Genomic DNA, 17,636 nt, shown 5'->3' with positions numbered 1-17,636 from the left:
AACACCTTTCATTATCGGGTATATTTGATCTCTTGCAGCAACAATTGTTCCAAAATATGAATACCTGTCTTCTTCATCGCTTCAACTATTTCCTTTGAGCTGATGGATTTATTGCCTACCTGAATCATCCGGTGCGATCTGACATGGACCGTGGATTGCGGCAGTGACTTCATCAGGCTTCTGTCAACATATCTGTTCATATCGTATTGCGGAATCTGAAACAACTCCAGCAGTGAAAGAGCATCTCTCATTTCCCGCTTCGTTAGGGGGCTGTTACTGAGGATGTTCCTGAACAATCCGGCAGCATACGAGGATATCGGAACAATTACCGGTGAAGCGATGCCAAGTTCCATCACATGGCTTCTAGCAACAGCTAAAGATTCAGTAATATTGTCGTCTGCCTCCAAATCCAGTTGATCTGTCTTGTTCAATAAGAAGATGACTTGTTGGTCTCCTAAATGCTTTACAACTTGCTGCAGCAGGATCTTATCATCATCTGGAGCAAGATTTGTAGCGTTCAGGACATACAAGATCATATCGCTGTTCTTTTGCTCAAGAATTCCTTGAGTAACTACTTCATGCTCACGGTTTCGCGAATTATTCGTACCGGGTGTATCAATAAAAGATACGCTCAGCTTCTTCAGCATCGAAAAGCTATTCATTTTTCCTTCCACTTCAATCCGCTCAATACCGGAGTCGCCATTCCATCTTGCAATATCCTCGCATGTAAGATTCCAGCGGGAATCTGGATGATTACCTGCAGCCAGCCCTATCTCTCTTACTATCTTGGGCCTATTGGTAAATTTTAAATATGTCGAGGTACACGCTTTGTTTTCCGAAGGAAATACCTTTTTGCCAATCAGTGCATTTAGAAGCGTTGACTTCCCGGAACTCATCGTGGCAATAACTGTAACATGAACGGAATCGGCCTGTTCTTGTACCCAATAGGCGTTAGCGGCATTCTGAAGATATTTAAACACTTCCATTCGTTTCAGTTTAAGCAGCCCCTTAACATCTGCACCACCAGCGATTATTTTAATCAGTAATGACTTGATTTCCATCTCCTTTGCCTGCGAAACCTTACAAAAATCAGCATACAAGCGAAGGAGCGGATTGAAGTTAAATTTGTTGGCATCATTCAATTCAAAAAACAGCATCTCTCCCAAGAGAAGCTTACTGCATGCAGATTCTTTAAATTCCTTGCCCTTATGGTAATCTCCATGATATCCCAGTAACTGAAGAATAGAGCTGAAAAGCTCTTCTTCTCGCTCACCTCCGATATTCTGCAACTGATTATAATCACTTTCCTTAATGCCAAAGTGCCGTTTATATGTACTTAATACATCGCTAACCTGCTCTTCATTTCTGGATCCCGCTTGTAATACGACGCTTAAGAAAGCGATATAGGCAAATTTGAATTCATAACTCTGTCTTTTTGCCGGATGGCTCTCCAAATTTAGAAATCCTTTAATTCTCTCAACTCTATAATTAAAAGGACTCAATTCCATTAAATATCACCTCCTGTTTGCAATGAATAGTTCTATTAAATCATAGTTATAAGTCAACATATCGACACAAAACATGTGTTCCGTTATGATTTGACTGGTTAACAAAGTTCTTTATGCGCTTCAAGAATTTGATAAGCAATTAGAGATCTCCTAAATACATCCAGTTTGCTCACTTTTTGGTCCAGTTGCAGTCTCTGTAATGCACTCTCAACCTGTCCCCGGACTCTAACCTGTAGATTGACGAATGATACGCATATGTCACGTATGTCAAGAATCTTTGCGATTTTTTTCAGATCATTATTATTCGCGACCGGCGTCATTTTTCAAAATTCATTCAGTATATTTTAGTTCGGCGGCATTACTCCGTGAATGTAACAAAAACATTTATCCAAATTATAACATCAAAATTCAAATATTTTATTCTTTTTACATAATTCTTTTGAACTACTTGTCCAAATTTCGACAACAAAAAGAGTCTGTCAAAAGACAGACCCTATACTCTCACCGCTTCACCTTATAAAACTCATGATACAGCTTCATGAGCGCCCTCTTCTCAATCCGCGACACATAGCTCCGCGAGATCCCCAGCTCCTTCGCAATCTCCCGCTGCGTCCGCTCTTCCCCGCCCGTGTCCAGGCCGAAGCGGCCTACCACAACTTCTTTCTCCCGGTCATCCAAGATATCCAGATTACGATAGATCTTGCTCTTCTCAATCTTCAAATCGACCTCTTTAATCACATCATCCGCTTCTGAGCCTAGGATATCGATCAGGGTGATCTCGTTGCCTTCCTTATCCGTTCCGATCGGATCGTGGAGGGATACATCTTTGCGGGTTTTTTTCAGCGAGCGGAGATGCATCAGGATTTCATTCTCGATACAACGGGCAGCAAAAGTAGCCAGCTTCGTGCCCTTGTTCGGGCGGTAGCTCTCGATGGCCTTGATCAGGCCGATGGTGCCGATGGAGATGAGGTCCTCCATGTCTTCGCCGGTGTTGTCGAATTTCTTCACTATATGGGCAACCAGCCGCAGGTTATGCTCGATCAGCAGGTTCCGTGCCTTGGCGTCTCCCTCGGCCATCATGCCTAAGTATTTGCTCTCATCCTGCTCCGATAGAGGCTGGGGAAAAGCGTTGTTCCTTACGTAGGATACCAGCAGCGTCAATTCTTTGATCAGCAGCGCAATCGTGCTTATGATTCCAGGCAACTTGGCGACACCTCCCGCACATGTACAATGAAACCGATCAGTTAGGAGAACAACGGGTTCATGGTCCTTTTATTGTATGTGGGTAGGTGCCTAGAAGTGCATGTACGGGGAAAATAGGTACGGGCTCTCTACACCCGCAGCAGCTCGCGGATATCCTCTTCCGACAGCCGTGTGGTCTTGTTCTCTCCAGCATCGATAATCTCTTCGATGAGATCTTTTTTGCGTTGCTGCAGCTCTAGCATCTTCTCCTCAATGGAACCTTCGGTGATCAGCCGGATCACTTGTACTACATTCCGCTGCCCCATCCGGTGTGCCCGGCCAATGGCTTGCTCCTCAACTGCCGGATTCCACCACAGATCGTACAGAATCACCGTGTCCGCTCCAGTCAGATTCAGCCCTGTTCCGCCCGCCTTAAGCGAGATCAAGAACACTTCACCTTCACCTTCATTGAAAAGCTTGCACAGCTCCACCCGCTCCTTGCCCGGAGTCGAGCCGTCCAGATATAAGGGCTGAACTCCCGCTTCTTCCATGCTCTGCCGGATCAGCTCTAACATGCTGGAAAATTGCGAGAACACCAGCATTCTGCGGCCTGAATCGCGGCATTCCTGCACCGTCTCCAGGAATTGCTCCAGCTTGCCGGAACCGCCCGTATAATTCTCAATGAACAGCGAAGGATGACAGCAGATCTGCCGTAAGCGGGTGATGCCTGCCAGAATCTTCATCCGGCTCTTGTGGAAGCCTTCGGCTACCAAGTCCTGCTCTGTATCATCCCGCAGCCTGGATAGATAAGCGAGATACACCTGCTTTTGCTCATCCTGCAGTTCTGTGCGTAGTACGGTATCTATGCGGTCCGGCAGTTCCTCCAGCACCTCTTTTTTGAGCCGCCGCAGAATAAAAGGGGACACAATGCTGGCAATTCGTGCCGCAGGCAGCTCCTTGAAGGATAATCTCCCCGTGAACAGCGCCGGGAAGACTGTGCTGAAAATCGCTTCCAGCTCCTCCACCGAATTCTCAATCGGTGTTCCGGTCAAAGCGAATTTTCGTGATGCCTGAATCGATTGGACCGCCTTTGCCGTCTGGGAGGCTGAATTCTTGATCGCCTGGGCTTCATCCAGTATGAGCGCATGGAAGAGCGTGCCTGCATACTGCTCAATATCTCTGCGGAGCAGCGGGTACGAGGTTATAATTACATCTGCTTCTTCCATCGCCTTACTTTCCAGCATCCCGCTGCGCTCCTCCTTCTGTCCAGCCACTACAAGTACATTTACCTCTGGTGCGAACCGGGCAAATTCATTCTCCCAGTTATAGGTTAAGGACGCCGGACACAAGATCAGCACTGGAGCTTTAGCCTGCGTCTGAGGTATCCTTTCAGCCAGCTCAGAGCAGATATACGCGATACTCTGAATGGTTTTACCCAGTCCCATATCATCTGCAAGAATCCCGCCGAACCTGAATTTCGACAAGGTCTTCATCCATTGGAAGCCTTTGGCCTGGTAATCCCGGAGAACAGGCTTCAGCGCATCCGGCAGCTCGAACTCCATACGTTCCGGGTCCCGCAGCTGCTCGAGGAATTCCCGGAGGGACTTGCCCCACTTCGTATGCTTGAACCCGTGCTCCCGTTCGGGAAGCTGAAGAGCCTGAATGGAGGGCAGGTGAATGCGGGAGCCTTTCACTTCCTTCTTACTGAGATTGAGCCGCTCGGCAATCGTACCGAATTCGCTGAAGCGTTCCCCTTCAAGCTGCAGAAAAGCCCCGCTGCGCAGGCGGATATATTTCTTTTTCTCCACAATTGCCTGCATGACCCAAACTGTCTCCTGTTCATCCAAGCCCTCCAGCTCAAACGAAATTTCCAGCCAATCCATGCCTTCATTCAAATCCGCTGTGATCTTCGGATAGGCTTTACGCTCCTGAAGCAGCCCTTGAACAGCCGTGGAGATGAACAGTTCTGCATGATCCTCCAGAGCAGGCACAACCTGAAACAGTGTCTCGTAAATAACCAGCTCACTTCCCGAAGCCCAGCACTGCCCCTCCCGCCTTAGCGGAGAATGATCCAAAGCAGCCATAATTGTATGCTCTTGCTGGAAATTACGAATCAGTATCTTGGACTTGTGCGCCGCTTCCCCCTGCTTCTCATCCAGCGGATGAATCACGATGTCCTCATAATGAAATTCCAGCCGGATCATGATCGTTCCGTCCGCATAATCCAGATAAAGCTTAGACTGTAGGTCAGGCTCCACAATTTGCTCGTGTACGGACTGCTCCACACGAACCTTCCCAATCTTCCTTAAGACTGGCAGCACCTGCTGCACCACTGGCCCGATCTGTCCGGGAGCAACCGCAATCTCCCCTGCTGCCTTGAACTGCTGCTGGAGTAGTGCGATCATATGGAGTGTTTCTCTATCCACATCATAGATCAATCCATTCATAATCAGGATCGAATAATCTTCAAGCAAGATAAGCTCAGCCATATGGGTAGCTGTCAATACATAGTCCTTTTGCTTTCCTTTGCCAATCAGGAATTCAAGCGGCGGAGGCTGGTTCGCGAGGACAGCACGAACCTCCGGTAGACGTACACCTCTTAGGGTCACATTCACTTTTGACAACAGCGGCTTGAGCTTGTCCCAGGCCAGCGGAGCGACCGTCAGCATTCTCCCATCAGTCTCCGAATGACTATAGTAGGGGTTCAAGCTGGATTTAACGAGTTTCTCGGAGTTATTCAGTTGAAGCATCACTTCAAGAAACTCCCGGTCGGCCACGTTCATCTGTTGATTCTCCGCATCAAACGTGAACTTGCTGGTGAAATACAGCGGCTTACGCTGCTCCAGATACTCCAGGAATTGGCCCAGCTTCGTCACGACATACCGGTGTTTATAGCCTACCCTCATTTCAAGCGTAAGACCTTTGTGCTGGTAATCAGGCAAATTCAAGAAGAATTCAAACTGCAGTTGCTCCGCATCACCAAATAACACAGGCTCTTTCTCTCGGTCCCCTATCTGCTCCATCTGGGCTACTGAGGAAATTAAGTGATCCATCTGTTGATAGTTAGACTTGCTTGCACGTTTGGAAGAAGTTACGGGGGCTGGAGATAGAGCCGGTGGTGCAACCGGAGAATGCGCGGCCCGCTGTACAAGTTTCCCTTCTTCGCCATCGCCTGCTTCCTTGGCTTCCAAATTACGCTTATAAATCGCAATAAGTGTGGCCGCCACATGCTTGCAGCAGCCATAGTCCTCGTAGGCAGGACAAGTGCAGTAGGCTTCAGCCTCTCCGACGATATCATAATAAAAGTCGATCTTCACCCGATATGTTTTGTTTCCTTTTACCTGGGCCGTATAGCGGTTATTCTCCGCATCGAATACCAGCTTGCTTACCCGACCCGAATTATAATAGGTCAGTCCGCGCTTAAAGAAGGTATCCCCGCAGAAATCCTTGATATCTTCTATTGTATAATTCATCTTCATCATCTGCTTTGTTTCTAGGTTAGCCTTACTTCCTCTAATCACTAGGCATCGCACCCGCCTTGTCATTATCATAGCTCCAGGCCACCACCGTTGCGCTATCCCGCCCAAGCTGTTCATGCACCCCCGTCAATACTTCCGCCACACATTCCTCCAGAACCTCTCTACCTGTAAAAGCTTCATACAGCCTGCGCGGGTCCTCCAGCAGTCTTGCTCCGGCTTCCAGCAGTCCGTCTGTGGTCGTCACGATGACGTTACGGCCCTGCCGCAGCTCGCGGATGCCTGACGAGTAACAGGCCACGGGCTGGGCGAAGGTGTTGACGAAGCCGATCCACTCATAATAATTGCGCTGGTTAAGCGCATACTGCCCGCGTGCCGCAAGCTCCGGATGAAGCAGATACAGTGAGTTATCTCCCACCGAGAGCCACCAGAGGTAATTCTCCATCCGAACACAGATTAGACATGCCGTCTCTCCCGTTACCTGCCTGCACTGGCCGAGAAATGCCTCAGACTGGAAAATAGACAGCAAAAAAGCCTCCAGCTCCCGGAACGCCTGCCGAACCGGCAGTGCCAGCAGCCTGATGATTTCATCTGCCTCACCGTTGATTGTAAGGATCAGCAGTTCTGCACTTTCCGCCGTATTGTGCGCATCCAGGAGCATTACGAACTCCCAGCCGCCGACCGACTCGCTTAATACATAGGCCCCATCTTCATTCTTATCGGCACCTGCCGCAGTGTTCCCTCCGTACCGGCCAATAACCATCCTGTTCAGTGTGGAAGTTGCCGGATGATCCAGATACCTCTCCTCGCTGCCCAACCAGCTGAACTTATCCCATGTCTGTTCCATCCCGATCCTCCTATTCCGGCTTGCCGGTTTTTATGTTTCTACCATTATAATTATCCTCCAGCGTTCTGTCAGCCTGCTCCAAGCCACTCTTCATAATGAAGCTACAGTCCGCAGAGATAACACAGACTCGCATAGACGGGCCAGTTTATAAAAAGTTTAACTCCTATTTATCTATACCCCGGGTTCTTCCCCCTTTTATTTATCCCTGTGTTAAGCCTTTCCCGTAAGATAGGAAACATCTTCTAGCGGCTGCCTTAAGCCGTCAATCAGATGATGAATGTTGGGAGGGAATGAAATGAAGAATCACCGTACCTGTGCCGCTCTGGTATTAGGGATGATTATTGCAAATACGCACCTGGCGTTATCCGCATCTGCGGCGCCAAGCAGCGTTACGGCAAATAAGACGCAGCAGCAGAATACCAGCACCTTGGCACAATTACCGCAGGTTACTTTGGGGACCGGAGTCAGCGTGAGACTGACCGATGTGCAATTAGCCAAGGCCGATGGCGGCAACAGTCTGACCTATACCCTGGTGTACAGGAATACAAGCAGCAGCACCTTTAAGCTGTTCAACGTCTTTTCCAAGATTACAACCCCGGCGGGAGCATCACTCAAGAGCAGCCCCATTCCCGAGGATAAAACCAAACTGGAGGTTCCCTCCAAGGAACAGCTAACCGTCACCTACTATGTAAACGTCAGCAAGACGGCTTCACTTCAAGGCCTCTCCATCTCGCTGTTCGGCTTCGACTTCAGCGGCTCTGATTACCAGAAGAAGCTGGGCAGCTTCACAGTCCCGGCCGCTTATACCCCTTATGTGCAGCAGGGTCTAAGCAAGCAGCTTACGATCAGCAACCTTCCGGTTAGCCTGAAGCCCCAGAGCCTGCAAATCTTTAGTTTCAATAATAAAATCTATGCCAAAGTTGCTCTGAGCCTGACGAATCAAGGAGCCAAGGTACTCACTGCACCCGGCCTCCGGGTATTCCTCGAATCCTCCGGCGGCTCCGCGTTTGAGCTGACGCTTGACAGTGCCAGCCGCGATTTCAAGGTACAATCCGGTGAGAATAAGAAGATCTTGTATCTGGCGGAGCTCCCGGCTTACATACCGACCACCCGCATGTCGCTGCTGATCACAGGGGAGAATGCAGGGCTGAAGGCGGATCTGCCGGTAGTCTCCTTCCGTCTCCCGGAAGCAAGCTATCCAAGTCTTGAGGTGAATGCTTACGCACTGAAGAAATTCGGGATGAGCAGCAATACTATTGAGACCCAGCTGAAGCAGGCTTCCGTATCCTCGACAGGCGAGAAGGCACTGTGGACACTTAAGCTGCGGATCAGGAATGCCGGCAACAAGGCGGTTACTCTGCCAGCCTATGAATTATCTGTAACCGCCAAGGAGGGCTACTCCTTCCCGGTCAACAGCAAAGCGCTGGCCAGCCTCACCTTGAAGCCGCTTGAGGAGAAGATCCTGCAATTCTCAGCCGAAGTGCCGCTGAATATAAACCAGAATACGCTGAAGCTCCAGATGGTAGAGCCCGCCGCAGAAGGCAAGATAATCTTCCCTACAGCTATGTACAAGATTCCCTATTCCTTAGAGACGACCAACTCCGTTGCTTCGGAGTACATTCTGGATAACAGCTTCGGAACCTTCGGTGCCGTACTGGAGTCAGTGCAGCGTATGCCGTGGACAACTGAGGATTTGCTTGTCGGCACCATTCGTATCCGTAATGTCAGGGATGCGGCAGTGACCCTCCCTGCTTTTACAGGGACCATCCACGCAGGGCAGACCGCCTTGGATGCTCCGGTTCAAGTCGTTGCAACGGCCTCCAGCCAGCAGCTAGCCGCAGGAGCAAGTGCTGTGTATTATGTGATCGGCAAGCTCCCCTATGAGCAATCTCTGGACCAGCTCCGTATCGGACTAAATAGCGGGACAGGCGACACCACAGAGCCGTTCCTCTCCCTGAAAACACAGCAAATTGTTCCGGGTATGTCTGCCGCAGGTGATAACGCCACCTTCAAGATCGATACAGCAGGCAAGCAAGCAGAGGTTAAAGAGCGCCGGACCCTCCTTTATCCCGGAGCAAGCCAGAACATTCTATATACTGAGCTTGAGGTGAGCAGTCTTGAAACGCGGAGGGCAGAGCTGTCCAGACTAGTAGCTTATTATAAGACACCGGACAATACCTATTATGAGGCAGAAGTCAGTCAATCTGCACAGGCGGCCGGGCCCAAGGGCAAGAGTCTGGTGAGTATTTGGAGCAAGCTGCCTGCAAGCGTCGACGCCTCGCAGCTGACGCTTTTCGCGGGAGAAGGGGTTAGCGAGAACAAACTGACAGCGCCGGACGGAACGCCAACCGCCTATATTAATCCTAAGGCACTCGCCCTTAATATTCAGACTCCGGCTGCACTAGTCACTCTGGGTAGCGGAGTGCCATTGTTCCCTTATACGTTTACGGTTACTCAGGCCACAGGTGCTGTGTCCGAGGGCCAGGATACGCTGAGTGTCAATCTGACGTATACGCTTGCTAAGGACAACCAATATGATATGGGCGCTAATGCGCATAAGCTGGTCGTGCAGCTTACCGATCCTCTCGGCCAGACTCAGGAGAGAACGCTGGTGCCCGGGACGGATCTGGTGACAGGGAAATTCCTGACCTATTCCATGACTCTTACAAGCAATGCCTATAAAACGCTCCGCAGCGGCAAATTCCTCGTCACGCTCTATGACGAGTTCCAGGGAGAGCGGATTCTCTTGGGCAGCCAGAGCTACAGCCTGACTTACACCCCTGCGGCCAAAGCCCCTGAGACCACCACTGCCCCGAAAAACGCGGCAAATCCAGATCCCGGAGGATCGCTATGAACGTCAAAAAAACCTTAGGACTGTCAGCCGCAGTCATTGTCACTGCTGGAATTGTTGTCTATAGCTTATGGCCGGATAAGAGCACGCAGGACAGCCCTCCTGCTGCTCAGACTACTGTAGTGACCAAGGGCGATATATCTGTAACCGTCAAAGGCTCCGGCACTGTGAAGGCCACGAATACTACGATTGTCTATGCCAGGGACACAGGAAATGTAGCCAAGGTTCTCGTTAAGGAGAATGAACTAGTCAAGAAGGGTCAGGTCCTGCTGACTTATGAGGGAGCCAATGTAGCCAGTAACGTAAGAATCCAGCAGAATACGCTCAAGCAATCGCAGAATGACCTGCTGGAGAAACAAGACCAGTACAAGAAGCTAATCATGGACGGTGCTGCCTTAACCGACATTGATGCGGCGAAGCTGGCCATTGAGAGAACCAAGGACACCATTACAGCCACATTGACCGAGCTTGCAGCACTCAATAAGGATCATATCCCGCCCGCTTCCCTGACAGCGCCGATGGATGGAACGGTTACCAAGATCAGCAGCTCCTCAGGCGGAATGGTGACGAAAGGAGCCGAAGTCTTCTCCATAACAGACTACAAGCACTTAAGCACTACGATTAAAATTGACGAGCTGGACATCCCCAAGATTAAGCCGGGGATGCCCGCAGTCATTAAAATGGATGCCCTGCCCGCTAAGGCCTATCCGGCCAAGGTCACGCGGATTGCGGATGAAGGAACGGTCACTAATGGCGTATCCGTCTTTGAAGTGACCCTTCTGCTCACGGACGCAACCGGAGCCAGAGCCGGTATGTCAGCACAAGGAGTCGTTACTATTGAAGAGAAGAACCAGGTTCTGCTGCTTCCCATTGAGTCTGTGACCCAAAAGGACAACAAGTATTATGTTCAAGTGCAGGACTCCGTGCCGGAGCAGACCCCCTCGCCCAAGGGCAGCTCCGCCACTGGAAGCCCTGCCGCACCTCCGCCCGTTCAGCTGAAGCCTGTCACTGTAGGTGTGCATGATGAGAGCCGGATCGAAATTGTCAGTGGTCTGCGCGAAGGGGAACAGGTCATTGTCCCGACCATTATTGCTGCCAGTACGCCTGCTCCCGCAGCTCCGGGTCTATTCGATATGGGCGGTGGTGACGAGGGTGGCTTCGACAACAGCGGTGGCGGTGGCGGTTCCGGAGGAGGTCCCCAATGAACACAGAGCCCCTGATAAGGATTGAGCATATGGTCCACGGATACATGATGGCTAAGGAACAGATGACCGTGCTCAAGGATATCTCTTTTGAGATCCACCATGGCGAATTCGTTGCCATTATCGGCCCGTCCGGATCTGGAAAATCCACCTTGATGAACATGATCGGCTGCCTGGATATCCCGAATGAAGGGAGCTATTCTCTGGATGGACAGGATGTCCGCAGATTATCCGATAACCGGCTGGCCCGGATCCGCAATGAGAAAATAGGCTTCATCTTCCAGAACTTCAACCTGCTCCCTAAGTTATCCGCTGTCCAGAATGTCGAACTGCCCCTGGTCTACCGGGGCTTGTCACAACGGGAGCGAAGAACGCTGGCCGCTGCTGCCCTGGAGAAGGTCGGCCTCCATGAGCGGATGCACCACCGTCCGAGCGAGCTGTCCGGGGGCCAGCAGCAGCGGGTCGCCATCGCCAGAGCACTTGCCGGCAATCCTCCTATTCTACTGGCAGATGAGCCTACCGGTGCACTCGATTCCAAGACTGGAGAAGAGGTCATGCACATGATCAAAAGACTGAATGAACAGGGACATACCATTATTGTCATCACACATGACCTGGGCATTGCGGAACAAGCGAAGCGGGTCATCCGGATTCAGGATGGCCACCTGGTCGAAGATCGGAGAAATGACCAATGATTCTTGCCCAGAGTATCCGAATGGCGGTAATGAGTATCGTCGGCAATAAGGTCCGTTCCTTCCTCACCATGCTGGGCATCATTATCGGAGTATCCTCAGTCATCCTGCTGGTCTCGGTCGGGCAGGGAGTTACGGGTCAGATCACCAGCCAATTCAGTGATCTTGGCACGAATCAGCTGACGGTCATGATTACCGGACGGGGGGCAGTCACTTCCCTCACAACTGAGGAGGTTGCCGCATTCACCCGGATTCCCGGGGTGGATCAGGTATCACCTACGATCAGCAGCAATGTAACCGCCAAATATCGTAACGTCCATACCAATGTCTCGCTTGAAGGCATCACACCGAGCTATGAGAAAGTACAGAACTTTCATGTGCAGTCCGGCCGCTTCCTGCTGGATATGGACAACGAATACCGGCAGAAGACGGCCCTGATAGGAACCGAAACGGCGAAGAAGCTGTTCGGGACCGACAATCCGGTGGGCCGTGAGATCCAGCTGAATGGTACCTCCTTCCAGATTGTAGGCTTGCTCCAGGCGAAGGGAACCTCACTCAGCGAATCCAACGATAAGAAGATTCTCATCCCCTTGGCTTCCGCTGAGCGGCTGCTGCAGAGCAAGGGTATCCAGACTTTTGCCGTCACCGCCTTAAGCGACAAGGAAGTGGCGCCTGTGAAGGCCGCAGTCGGACAGATCCTCGACAAGAAATTCCTGCACGCCAAGGATTCTTACAGCATCTTCGATTCCAAACAGATGCTGGATACGCTGAAGAAAACCTCCGGCACCCTGTCCCTTGCCCTCGCTGGGATCGCCGGAATCTCCCTCTTCGTCGGCGGTATCGGCATTATGAACATTATGATTATCTCGGTGAACGAACGCACCCGGGAGATCGGCATACGCAAGGCGATTGGCGCCAAAAGAATCGATATCCTGCTGCAATTCATCATTGAGTCGGTTGTACTCAGCACCCTGGGCGGAATCATCGGGATTGGAGCAGGCTTAGGTCTGACCTGGCTGGTCGGCCAATCGACCGTACTGAAGGTGGGCTATGCCTGGAATATGGTTACAATCTCCTTCCTGTTCTCACTCTTTATCGGCGTATTCTTCGGCCTCCTGCCCGCCAATAAAGCAGCCAGACTCCGGCCGATCTACGCCCTGCGCACCGATTAGCCGTGCTGCTGCAACGAATGTTATGATGGAAGAAACGGTACGATAAATTGTCTGCAGGAAGGAACCGGGTATGACCATTAAGCGGCGCCTATTCATCTCTAATATCCTGATGATTGTAATCCCCGTATGTATTTCCCTAATTATCGCTTATGTGGGAATCTCGCTTCAGTTCATGGTATCGAAGCATGATAAGCAAGGTCCGTTCTATAACGGATATGATGATCTGGTCCAGCTATCCGCCAAGCTGCTGGAGGGCAAAGGAGAACCGAAGCAGGAAGAGATCCGCCGCCAGATCCAAGCCATATTGAAGCCGGCGGATATGAGTCTGGTTATCTACGATTCAGAGAAGAATCTGATCCGCTTCAATCTTCACGAGACCCCGGAGACAGAGAAGCTGCTGCAGATCGTCAGCGCCATGGATGGACAAGGATTCGCTTCCTTGGCCAATAAAGAGGTCTATGCGGAGCAGATACAGGCTGACGGCCGGGCATATACGGTGAGCATTATCGGTACGGCCACTGATGATACAGACGGACAAGTGACTCCGGCTATGGCAACCTTCCTTATTCTGGTGACCCTGGGCATCATCTCTGCGGTTTTTGTAACGAATCAATTTCTTACCCGGTTTGTATTCAAGCGGATTAAGCAGCCTCTGGATACACTGGTAGACGGGGTGCATCAGATCCGGGACGGCAATCTGGATGTCAGAATCGAGTACGGGAACAAGGATGAATTCGCTTCTGTCTGTGAGGATTTCAATGATATGGCTATCCGCCTCAAGGAATCCCAGCGCCTGATCCAGAGGCAGGAGGAGAGCCGCAAGGAGCTGCTGGCCGGGATATCGCATGACCTCCGTTCCCCGCTGACCTCTGTCCGCGCATATTCGGAAGGACTGCTGGATGGAGTGGCCTCAACACCTGAATCGCAGAAGAAATATATCACCATGATCAAGAACAAGGCGGAGGATATTGACCGGATGGTCGGCAAAATCTTTCTTTTCTCCAAAATGGATCTGGGCGATTATCCCTATGAACCAGAGGTGCTGGAGGTTAATCAGGAGCTCTTCTCCTTAATCAAGGTCACTGCCGAAGAATACAGGGAGAAGGGCCTGGACGTAGTCATTGCCGCACTGGCTGCGGAAGTGTATATCTACGCCGATCCCGCGCAGCTCAGCAGCATGGTCTTCAACATTCTGGAGAATAGCTGGAAATACAAAGATAAAGAACGCGTCCAGGTCACGATCCGTACCAAGGTAACGGGTACCCATGTGCTGATCTGCTTAGAGGATAACGGACCCGGAGTACCCGAGGAAGCGCTGGATAAGCTGTTCGATGTATTCTACCGCAGCGATCCTTCACGCAATAACCCGACTAAGGGCAGCGGATTGGGGCTGGCAATCACAGCCAAAGCCGTCAGCCGGATGGGCGGAAGCATTCACGCAGAGCTCTCCCCCGCAGGGGGGCTGCGCATCATTATCAAATTGCCAGTTACGAACAAAGGGGCCTGAGCATGACCAGAGTATTAATCATTGAAGATGACAGTGCGATTGCAGCGATTGAACGGGATTATCTGGAAATCAATGATTTCACGGTGGAGGTTGCCGAGGATGGCATCACCGGGCTGGAGCTGGCGCTATCAGAGGAATTCCAGCTTATTCTGCTCGATCTGATGCTGCCTGGGGAAGACGGATTCTCGGTGTGCCGTAAGCTGCGGAGCCAGCTCGACATTCCTATCCTTATGGTCACGGCTAAGCAGGAGGACATCGACAAGATCCGGGGACTAGGGCTTGGGGCCGATGATTATATCGTCAAGCCTTTTTCACCAGGTGAACTAGTGGCCCGGGTCAAATCCAATCTGGCTCAGTATGCCCGCCTTAAGGGCATGAGCGGCGGTAGTACAGAGAGCAGCCGGATCGAGAGCGGTCCGTTCATCATCCATACTTTATCCCACAGAGCCTATCTGCACGGCCGGGAACTGGAGCTGAAGAAGAAGGAATTCGACCTGCTGCACTTCCTGATTGTCAATGCGGATATCGTCTTCAGCCGGGATTCTCTGTACGAACGGATCTGGGGCTTCGATGCCATGGGGGATAACGCCACTGTAGCCGTCCATATCAACAGGCTGCGCGACAAGATCGAGCAGGACCCCGGCAACCCGAAATACATTCAGACCGTATGGGGAGCGGGATATCGTTTTCAGGTTTAGCTAAGCAGCCTCCGGCCACTCGTATGGTCCGGGGGCTATTTGGAGCCTCCGTAATAAACCGCTCTGTACCAGCTATACAGAGGCCGCATCAACAGCTTCCCGATTACGAAATACAGCACAGCCATAATCAGCAGCACTCCGTACACCACCGGCCGGTCCTGGCCATAGACAAAAAAGAGTATATCAAACTGTTTTGTCATGTTAAGGTTATAGGTGACGACCAGCTTGCTCATTAACAGCATACCGAACAGCAGGTAGAAGCCTGCGCCGAGCAGAACATGGATCAGCACAATCCAGAGCCGGAAGCGTAAGCGCTTCCCGTCTGCTTTTGAAGACAAATAGTATGTAACAAGCAGTCCCGCCGCAGCCAGCGAAATCAGCAGCAGATTATCCATGGGATGAACGGCATACATAAGCAAACCGTTCAAGGCGGCAAAGATCAGAATATCCGCCATGATAGATTTAGTCCGTTCCCGGAGGCTAACCGCTCGAAGTGGTTCCACGGACCCGCCTTGTACGAAGTCTACGATCCATACGATCAGTAGCAGAATGCTGAACCAGACTAACGTAGTGGAAATGGGTATAAGATTGAAATACTGCAACAGGAATGCACCATCCTTATTTTCCCTTTAGTATAACACTATCATCGTCTCAGGAGGATTAACATTCATGCTATTACTGAAGTTATGCGCTATTGCTGTACTGCTGTCTTTTTCCTACCGGATCATCGAGAGGGTTCTTGGGCTGGTTGCCAGGGCACAGGTTCGGTATACGATCTATTATTGGGGGGCCGGAATGATTGCTGGAAGCGTTCTCTGGAGTGACAGTTATACGTTTGGCTTGCCGCATCAGGTGATGAGAGTACTTCCGCTGTTCCTTATCATACTGCTTGTGAACCTGATCATCTCCCGATCCTCCGGCTATAATCCAGTGGGAACATATAATACGGTCAACTTCGTGCTGTGCTTCCCGATCTTTGAAGAGATTGCCTTCCGGGGGCTAGTTCTGCCCATTCTCGCGCAGCATCCGGGTCTTGGACAGCTCCATGCCACGGGAATCATTGATGTCAGCGGCGCTATTCTCCTTACTGCGTTCCTATTCGCCGTGTCCCATTTGCAGTATTACCGGCTGAACCGCGAGAGTATCCGCTTTATGCTATTCGCTCTGAGCGCAGGGATCTCCTTCGGGTTAATTGCGCAGGTTACGGAGTCACTGGTGCTGACGATTCTGCTGCATATTGCTTTTAACGGATCGGCTGTATGGTATCAAAAAAAGAGCCACAGCTCCTCTACAGAGCAAGCGCCTCTTCCGTAATCTGCCTGATATCAATCGGAGACAGCGTCTCCTCGTTCACCATGTCCGGCAGAATCTCTGCCAGGAAGTAATCTACACACTTGAGGTCAATATGCTTGATCTTGATCAGTGCATTGCGGTACATCACCACAAATTCCTTCTCCGTGTTCCCTCTTTGCAGCTCGGCGAAGGCCTCATACACCTGATCCATCTTATCCGCAACCTCCAGAATCAGTCCCTCCAGCGACTCATCCTTGCCCTCGCGCAGCTGCTGGTAGAAGATGCTTTTGAATTCGTCCGGAATATGCTCCTTGATGAAGTTGTCGATCATGCCCTCCTCCACCTGCTGGATCAGTGATCTGAGCTGGAGCGAGGAGTGCTTCACCGGCGTTTTGATATCCCCGATAAAAATCTCCCCGTAATCATGGCTGCTCGTGATCTCGTACAGCTTCTTCCAGTCGATCACCGCGCCGTGCTTCTCTTCAATATCCGCCAGCGTCTTCGCGTATTGCACGACCTTCCAGGAATGGGCCGCAACGCTATGCTCCTCGAATTTGAATTTGCCCGGGCAGCGGATAATGCGCTCCAGCTCATTCAGTGAGCGAAAATACTTGTGAATTCCCATGGCTAGTCCTCCCGTATGTTAGTTAGGCTACGCTAGAGTTAAGTCTAATCCTCCAGTGTTAACCCCGGATGAACCTGAGCAACCCATTGTGTAAAATCCGCACGGCTGCGCGTATCTAACGTTTTTCCCGGGCCTCTCCCCGTCCTATTGCGGTCCCCATCCCCGACTAAAGTCGGGATTCAAGAACAGTCTGCAGGCCGTTTTGCCAGGAAGAATATTTACGTACAATACATACATAGACAACGGAAATGAACACGCCGGCTACCGGCGGTCATCTAATATGAGAGGAAGATTCAATATGACAAAAAAATTAACCCGCTCCTTAACGGACAAGAAACTCACCGGCTTATGCGGAGGATTGGCACGCTATTTCAATGTTGATGCGACCCTGGTAAGATTGATTGTTGCTGCTGCCGCCTTTTTCAGCTTCGGTACAGCCATCCTGCTCTACATCATCGGCAGTCTCATTATCCCACAAGAATCTTACGGCGGATTCGATGACAGCTTCAACAACTACTAATTACTTGCGGTACCCCTTGCCAAAATAACCAAACCAATTAAACTCACATATAAAGGAGATTAT

14 protein-coding genes are annotated in these 17,636 nt (G+C 50.9%); 8 read left to right on the top strand and 6 right to left on the bottom strand.

Annotated elements, in window-relative coordinates:
* Nucleotides 1-11 precede the first annotated feature (11 nt).
* The 4 genes from NYE24_RS27915 to NYE24_RS27900 form a co-directional block, all read right to left on the bottom strand.
* Entirely contained in the window at nucleotides 12-1,508 is a 1,497-nt protein-coding gene (locus NYE24_RS27915; protein ID WP_342477169.1) for a dynamin family protein, read from the bottom strand.
* 501 nt (nucleotides 1,509-2,009) lie between these two features.
* Entirely contained in the window at nucleotides 2,010-2,711 is a 702-nt protein-coding gene (gene sigK, locus NYE24_RS27910; protein WP_036691086.1) for an RNA polymerase sporulation sigma factor SigK, read from the bottom strand.
* A 128-nt stretch (nucleotides 2,712-2,839) separates the two neighbouring features.
* Nucleotides 2,840-6,163, bottom strand: a complete 3,324-nt coding sequence (locus NYE24_RS27905; RefSeq protein ID WP_342477168.1) for a DEAD/DEAH box helicase — start codon at nucleotides 6,161-6,163, stop codon at nucleotides 2,840-2,842.
* 40 nt (nucleotides 6,164-6,203) lie between these two features.
* Nucleotides 6,204-7,013 carry a protein phosphatase 2C domain-containing protein gene (locus NYE24_RS27900; protein ID WP_341029412.1) on the bottom strand — a complete coding sequence of 270 codons (810 nt, stop codon included), beginning with the start codon at nucleotides 7,011-7,013 and terminating at the stop codon, nucleotides 6,204-6,206.
* Nucleotides 7,014-7,308: 295 nt separating this feature from the next.
* On the opposite strand from NYE24_RS27900, the gene NYE24_RS27895 reads away from it, so the two are divergent.
* The 6 genes from NYE24_RS27895 to NYE24_RS27870 all read left to right on the top strand — a co-directional run bounded on the left by NYE24_RS27895 (nucleotide 7,309) and on the right by NYE24_RS27870 (nucleotide 15,135).
* On the top strand, nucleotides 7,309-9,867 hold the full coding sequence (locus NYE24_RS27895; RefSeq protein WP_342477167.1) for a hypothetical protein: 2,559 nt from the start codon (nucleotides 7,309-7,311) through the stop codon (nucleotides 9,865-9,867).
* Nucleotides 9,864-11,069: an efflux RND transporter periplasmic adaptor subunit gene (locus NYE24_RS27890; protein WP_342477166.1), complete on the top strand. Its 1,206-nt coding sequence runs from the start codon at nucleotides 9,864-9,866 to the stop codon at nucleotides 11,067-11,069. The genes NYE24_RS27895 and NYE24_RS27890 overlap by 4 nt, the downstream gene beginning before the upstream one ends.
* Nucleotides 11,066-11,761 (top strand): ABC transporter ATP-binding protein, encoded by a 696-nt coding sequence (locus tag NYE24_RS27885; RefSeq protein ID WP_036691094.1) that lies wholly within the window; start codon nucleotides 11,066-11,068, stop codon nucleotides 11,759-11,761. The genes NYE24_RS27890 and NYE24_RS27885 overlap by 4 nt, the downstream gene beginning before the upstream one ends.
* Nucleotides 11,758-12,930, top strand: a complete 1,173-nt coding sequence (locus NYE24_RS27880; RefSeq protein WP_036691096.1) for an ABC transporter permease — start codon at nucleotides 11,758-11,760, stop codon at nucleotides 12,928-12,930. The genes NYE24_RS27885 and NYE24_RS27880 overlap by 4 nt, the downstream gene beginning before the upstream one ends.
* Before the next feature lie 70 nt (nucleotides 12,931-13,000).
* Nucleotides 13,001-14,437 (top strand): ATP-binding protein, encoded by a 1,437-nt coding sequence (locus tag NYE24_RS27875; RefSeq protein WP_342477165.1) that lies wholly within the window; start codon nucleotides 13,001-13,003, stop codon nucleotides 14,435-14,437.
* A 2-nt stretch (nucleotides 14,438-14,439) separates the two neighbouring features.
* On the top strand, nucleotides 14,440-15,135 hold the full coding sequence (locus NYE24_RS27870) for a response regulator transcription factor (protein ID WP_342477164.1): 696 nt from the start codon (nucleotides 14,440-14,442) through the stop codon (nucleotides 15,133-15,135).
* 35 nt (nucleotides 15,136-15,170) lie between these two features.
* On the opposite strand, the gene NYE24_RS27865 is transcribed toward NYE24_RS27870, so the two are convergent.
* Nucleotides 15,171-15,737, bottom strand: coding sequence for a hypothetical protein (locus NYE24_RS27865; protein WP_342477163.1), 567 nt, complete (start codon nucleotides 15,735-15,737; stop codon nucleotides 15,171-15,173).
* Between the two features lie 67 nt (nucleotides 15,738-15,804).
* On the opposite strand from NYE24_RS27865, the gene NYE24_RS27860 reads away from it, so the two are divergent.
* On the top strand, nucleotides 15,805-16,449 hold the full coding sequence (locus NYE24_RS27860; RefSeq protein ID WP_342477162.1) for a CPBP family intramembrane glutamic endopeptidase: 645 nt from the start codon (nucleotides 15,805-15,807) through the stop codon (nucleotides 16,447-16,449).
* On the opposite strand, the gene NYE24_RS27855 is transcribed toward NYE24_RS27860, so the two are convergent.
* Nucleotides 16,424-17,053, bottom strand: coding sequence for a YfbR-like 5'-deoxynucleotidase (locus NYE24_RS27855; RefSeq protein WP_036691104.1), 630 nt, complete (start codon nucleotides 17,051-17,053; stop codon nucleotides 16,424-16,426). The two genes, NYE24_RS27860 and NYE24_RS27855, sit on opposite strands and share 26 nt — an antisense overlap.
* A gap of 298 nt (nucleotides 17,054-17,351) precedes the next feature.
* Between NYE24_RS27855 and NYE24_RS27850 the strand changes: the two genes are divergently transcribed.
* Entirely contained in the window at nucleotides 17,352-17,573 is a 222-nt protein-coding gene (locus NYE24_RS27850; RefSeq protein WP_036691106.1) for a PspC domain-containing protein, read from the top strand.
* Nucleotides 17,574-17,636: the final 63 nt, after the last annotated feature.

Origin of the sequence: Paenibacillus sp. FSL H7-0350, from assembly GCF_038593195.1 — a bacterium.
In the GTDB taxonomy this organism is placed as follows: domain Bacteria; phylum Bacillota; class Bacilli; order Paenibacillales; family Paenibacillaceae; genus Paenibacillus_AQ.
This window is presented reverse-complemented; position numbering and strand designations above follow the sequence as displayed.

What these genes read in the sequence shown, in the direction of transcription:
- NYE24_RS27850 (WP_036691106.1), top strand. Translation starts at nt 17,352, where the DNA reads ATGACAAAAAAATTAACCCGCTCCTTAACGGACAAGAAACTCACCGGC.
- NYE24_RS27900 (WP_341029412.1), bottom strand. Translation starts at nt 7,013, where the DNA reads ATGGAACAGACATGGGATAAGTTCAGCTGGTTGGGCAGCGAGGAGAGG.
- NYE24_RS27855 (WP_036691104.1), bottom strand. Translation starts at nt 17,053, where the DNA reads ATGGGAATTCACAAGTATTTTCGCTCACTGAATGAGCTGGAGCGCATT.
- NYE24_RS27875 (WP_342477165.1), top strand. Translation starts at nt 13,001, where the DNA reads ATGACCATTAAGCGGCGCCTATTCATCTCTAATATCCTGATGATTGTA.
- NYE24_RS27880 (WP_036691096.1), top strand. Translation starts at nt 11,758, where the DNA reads ATGATTCTTGCCCAGAGTATCCGAATGGCGGTAATGAGTATCGTCGGC.
- NYE24_RS27890 (WP_342477166.1), top strand. Translation starts at nt 9,864, where the DNA reads ATGAACGTCAAAAAAACCTTAGGACTGTCAGCCGCAGTCATTGTCACT.
- NYE24_RS27870 (WP_342477164.1), top strand. Translation starts at nt 14,440, where the DNA reads ATGACCAGAGTATTAATCATTGAAGATGACAGTGCGATTGCAGCGATT.
- NYE24_RS27895 (WP_342477167.1), top strand. Translation starts at nt 7,309, where the DNA reads ATGAAGAATCACCGTACCTGTGCCGCTCTGGTATTAGGGATGATTATT.
- NYE24_RS27915 (WP_342477169.1), bottom strand. Translation starts at nt 1,508, where the DNA reads ATGGAATTGAGTCCTTTTAATTATAGAGTTGAGAGAATTAAAGGATTT.
- NYE24_RS27905 (WP_342477168.1), bottom strand. Translation starts at nt 6,163, where the DNA reads ATGAATTATACAATAGAAGATATCAAGGATTTCTGCGGGGATACCTTC.
- NYE24_RS27885 (WP_036691094.1), top strand. Translation starts at nt 11,066, where the DNA reads ATGAACACAGAGCCCCTGATAAGGATTGAGCATATGGTCCACGGATAC.
- NYE24_RS27860 (WP_342477162.1), top strand. Translation starts at nt 15,805, where the DNA reads ATGCTATTACTGAAGTTATGCGCTATTGCTGTACTGCTGTCTTTTTCC.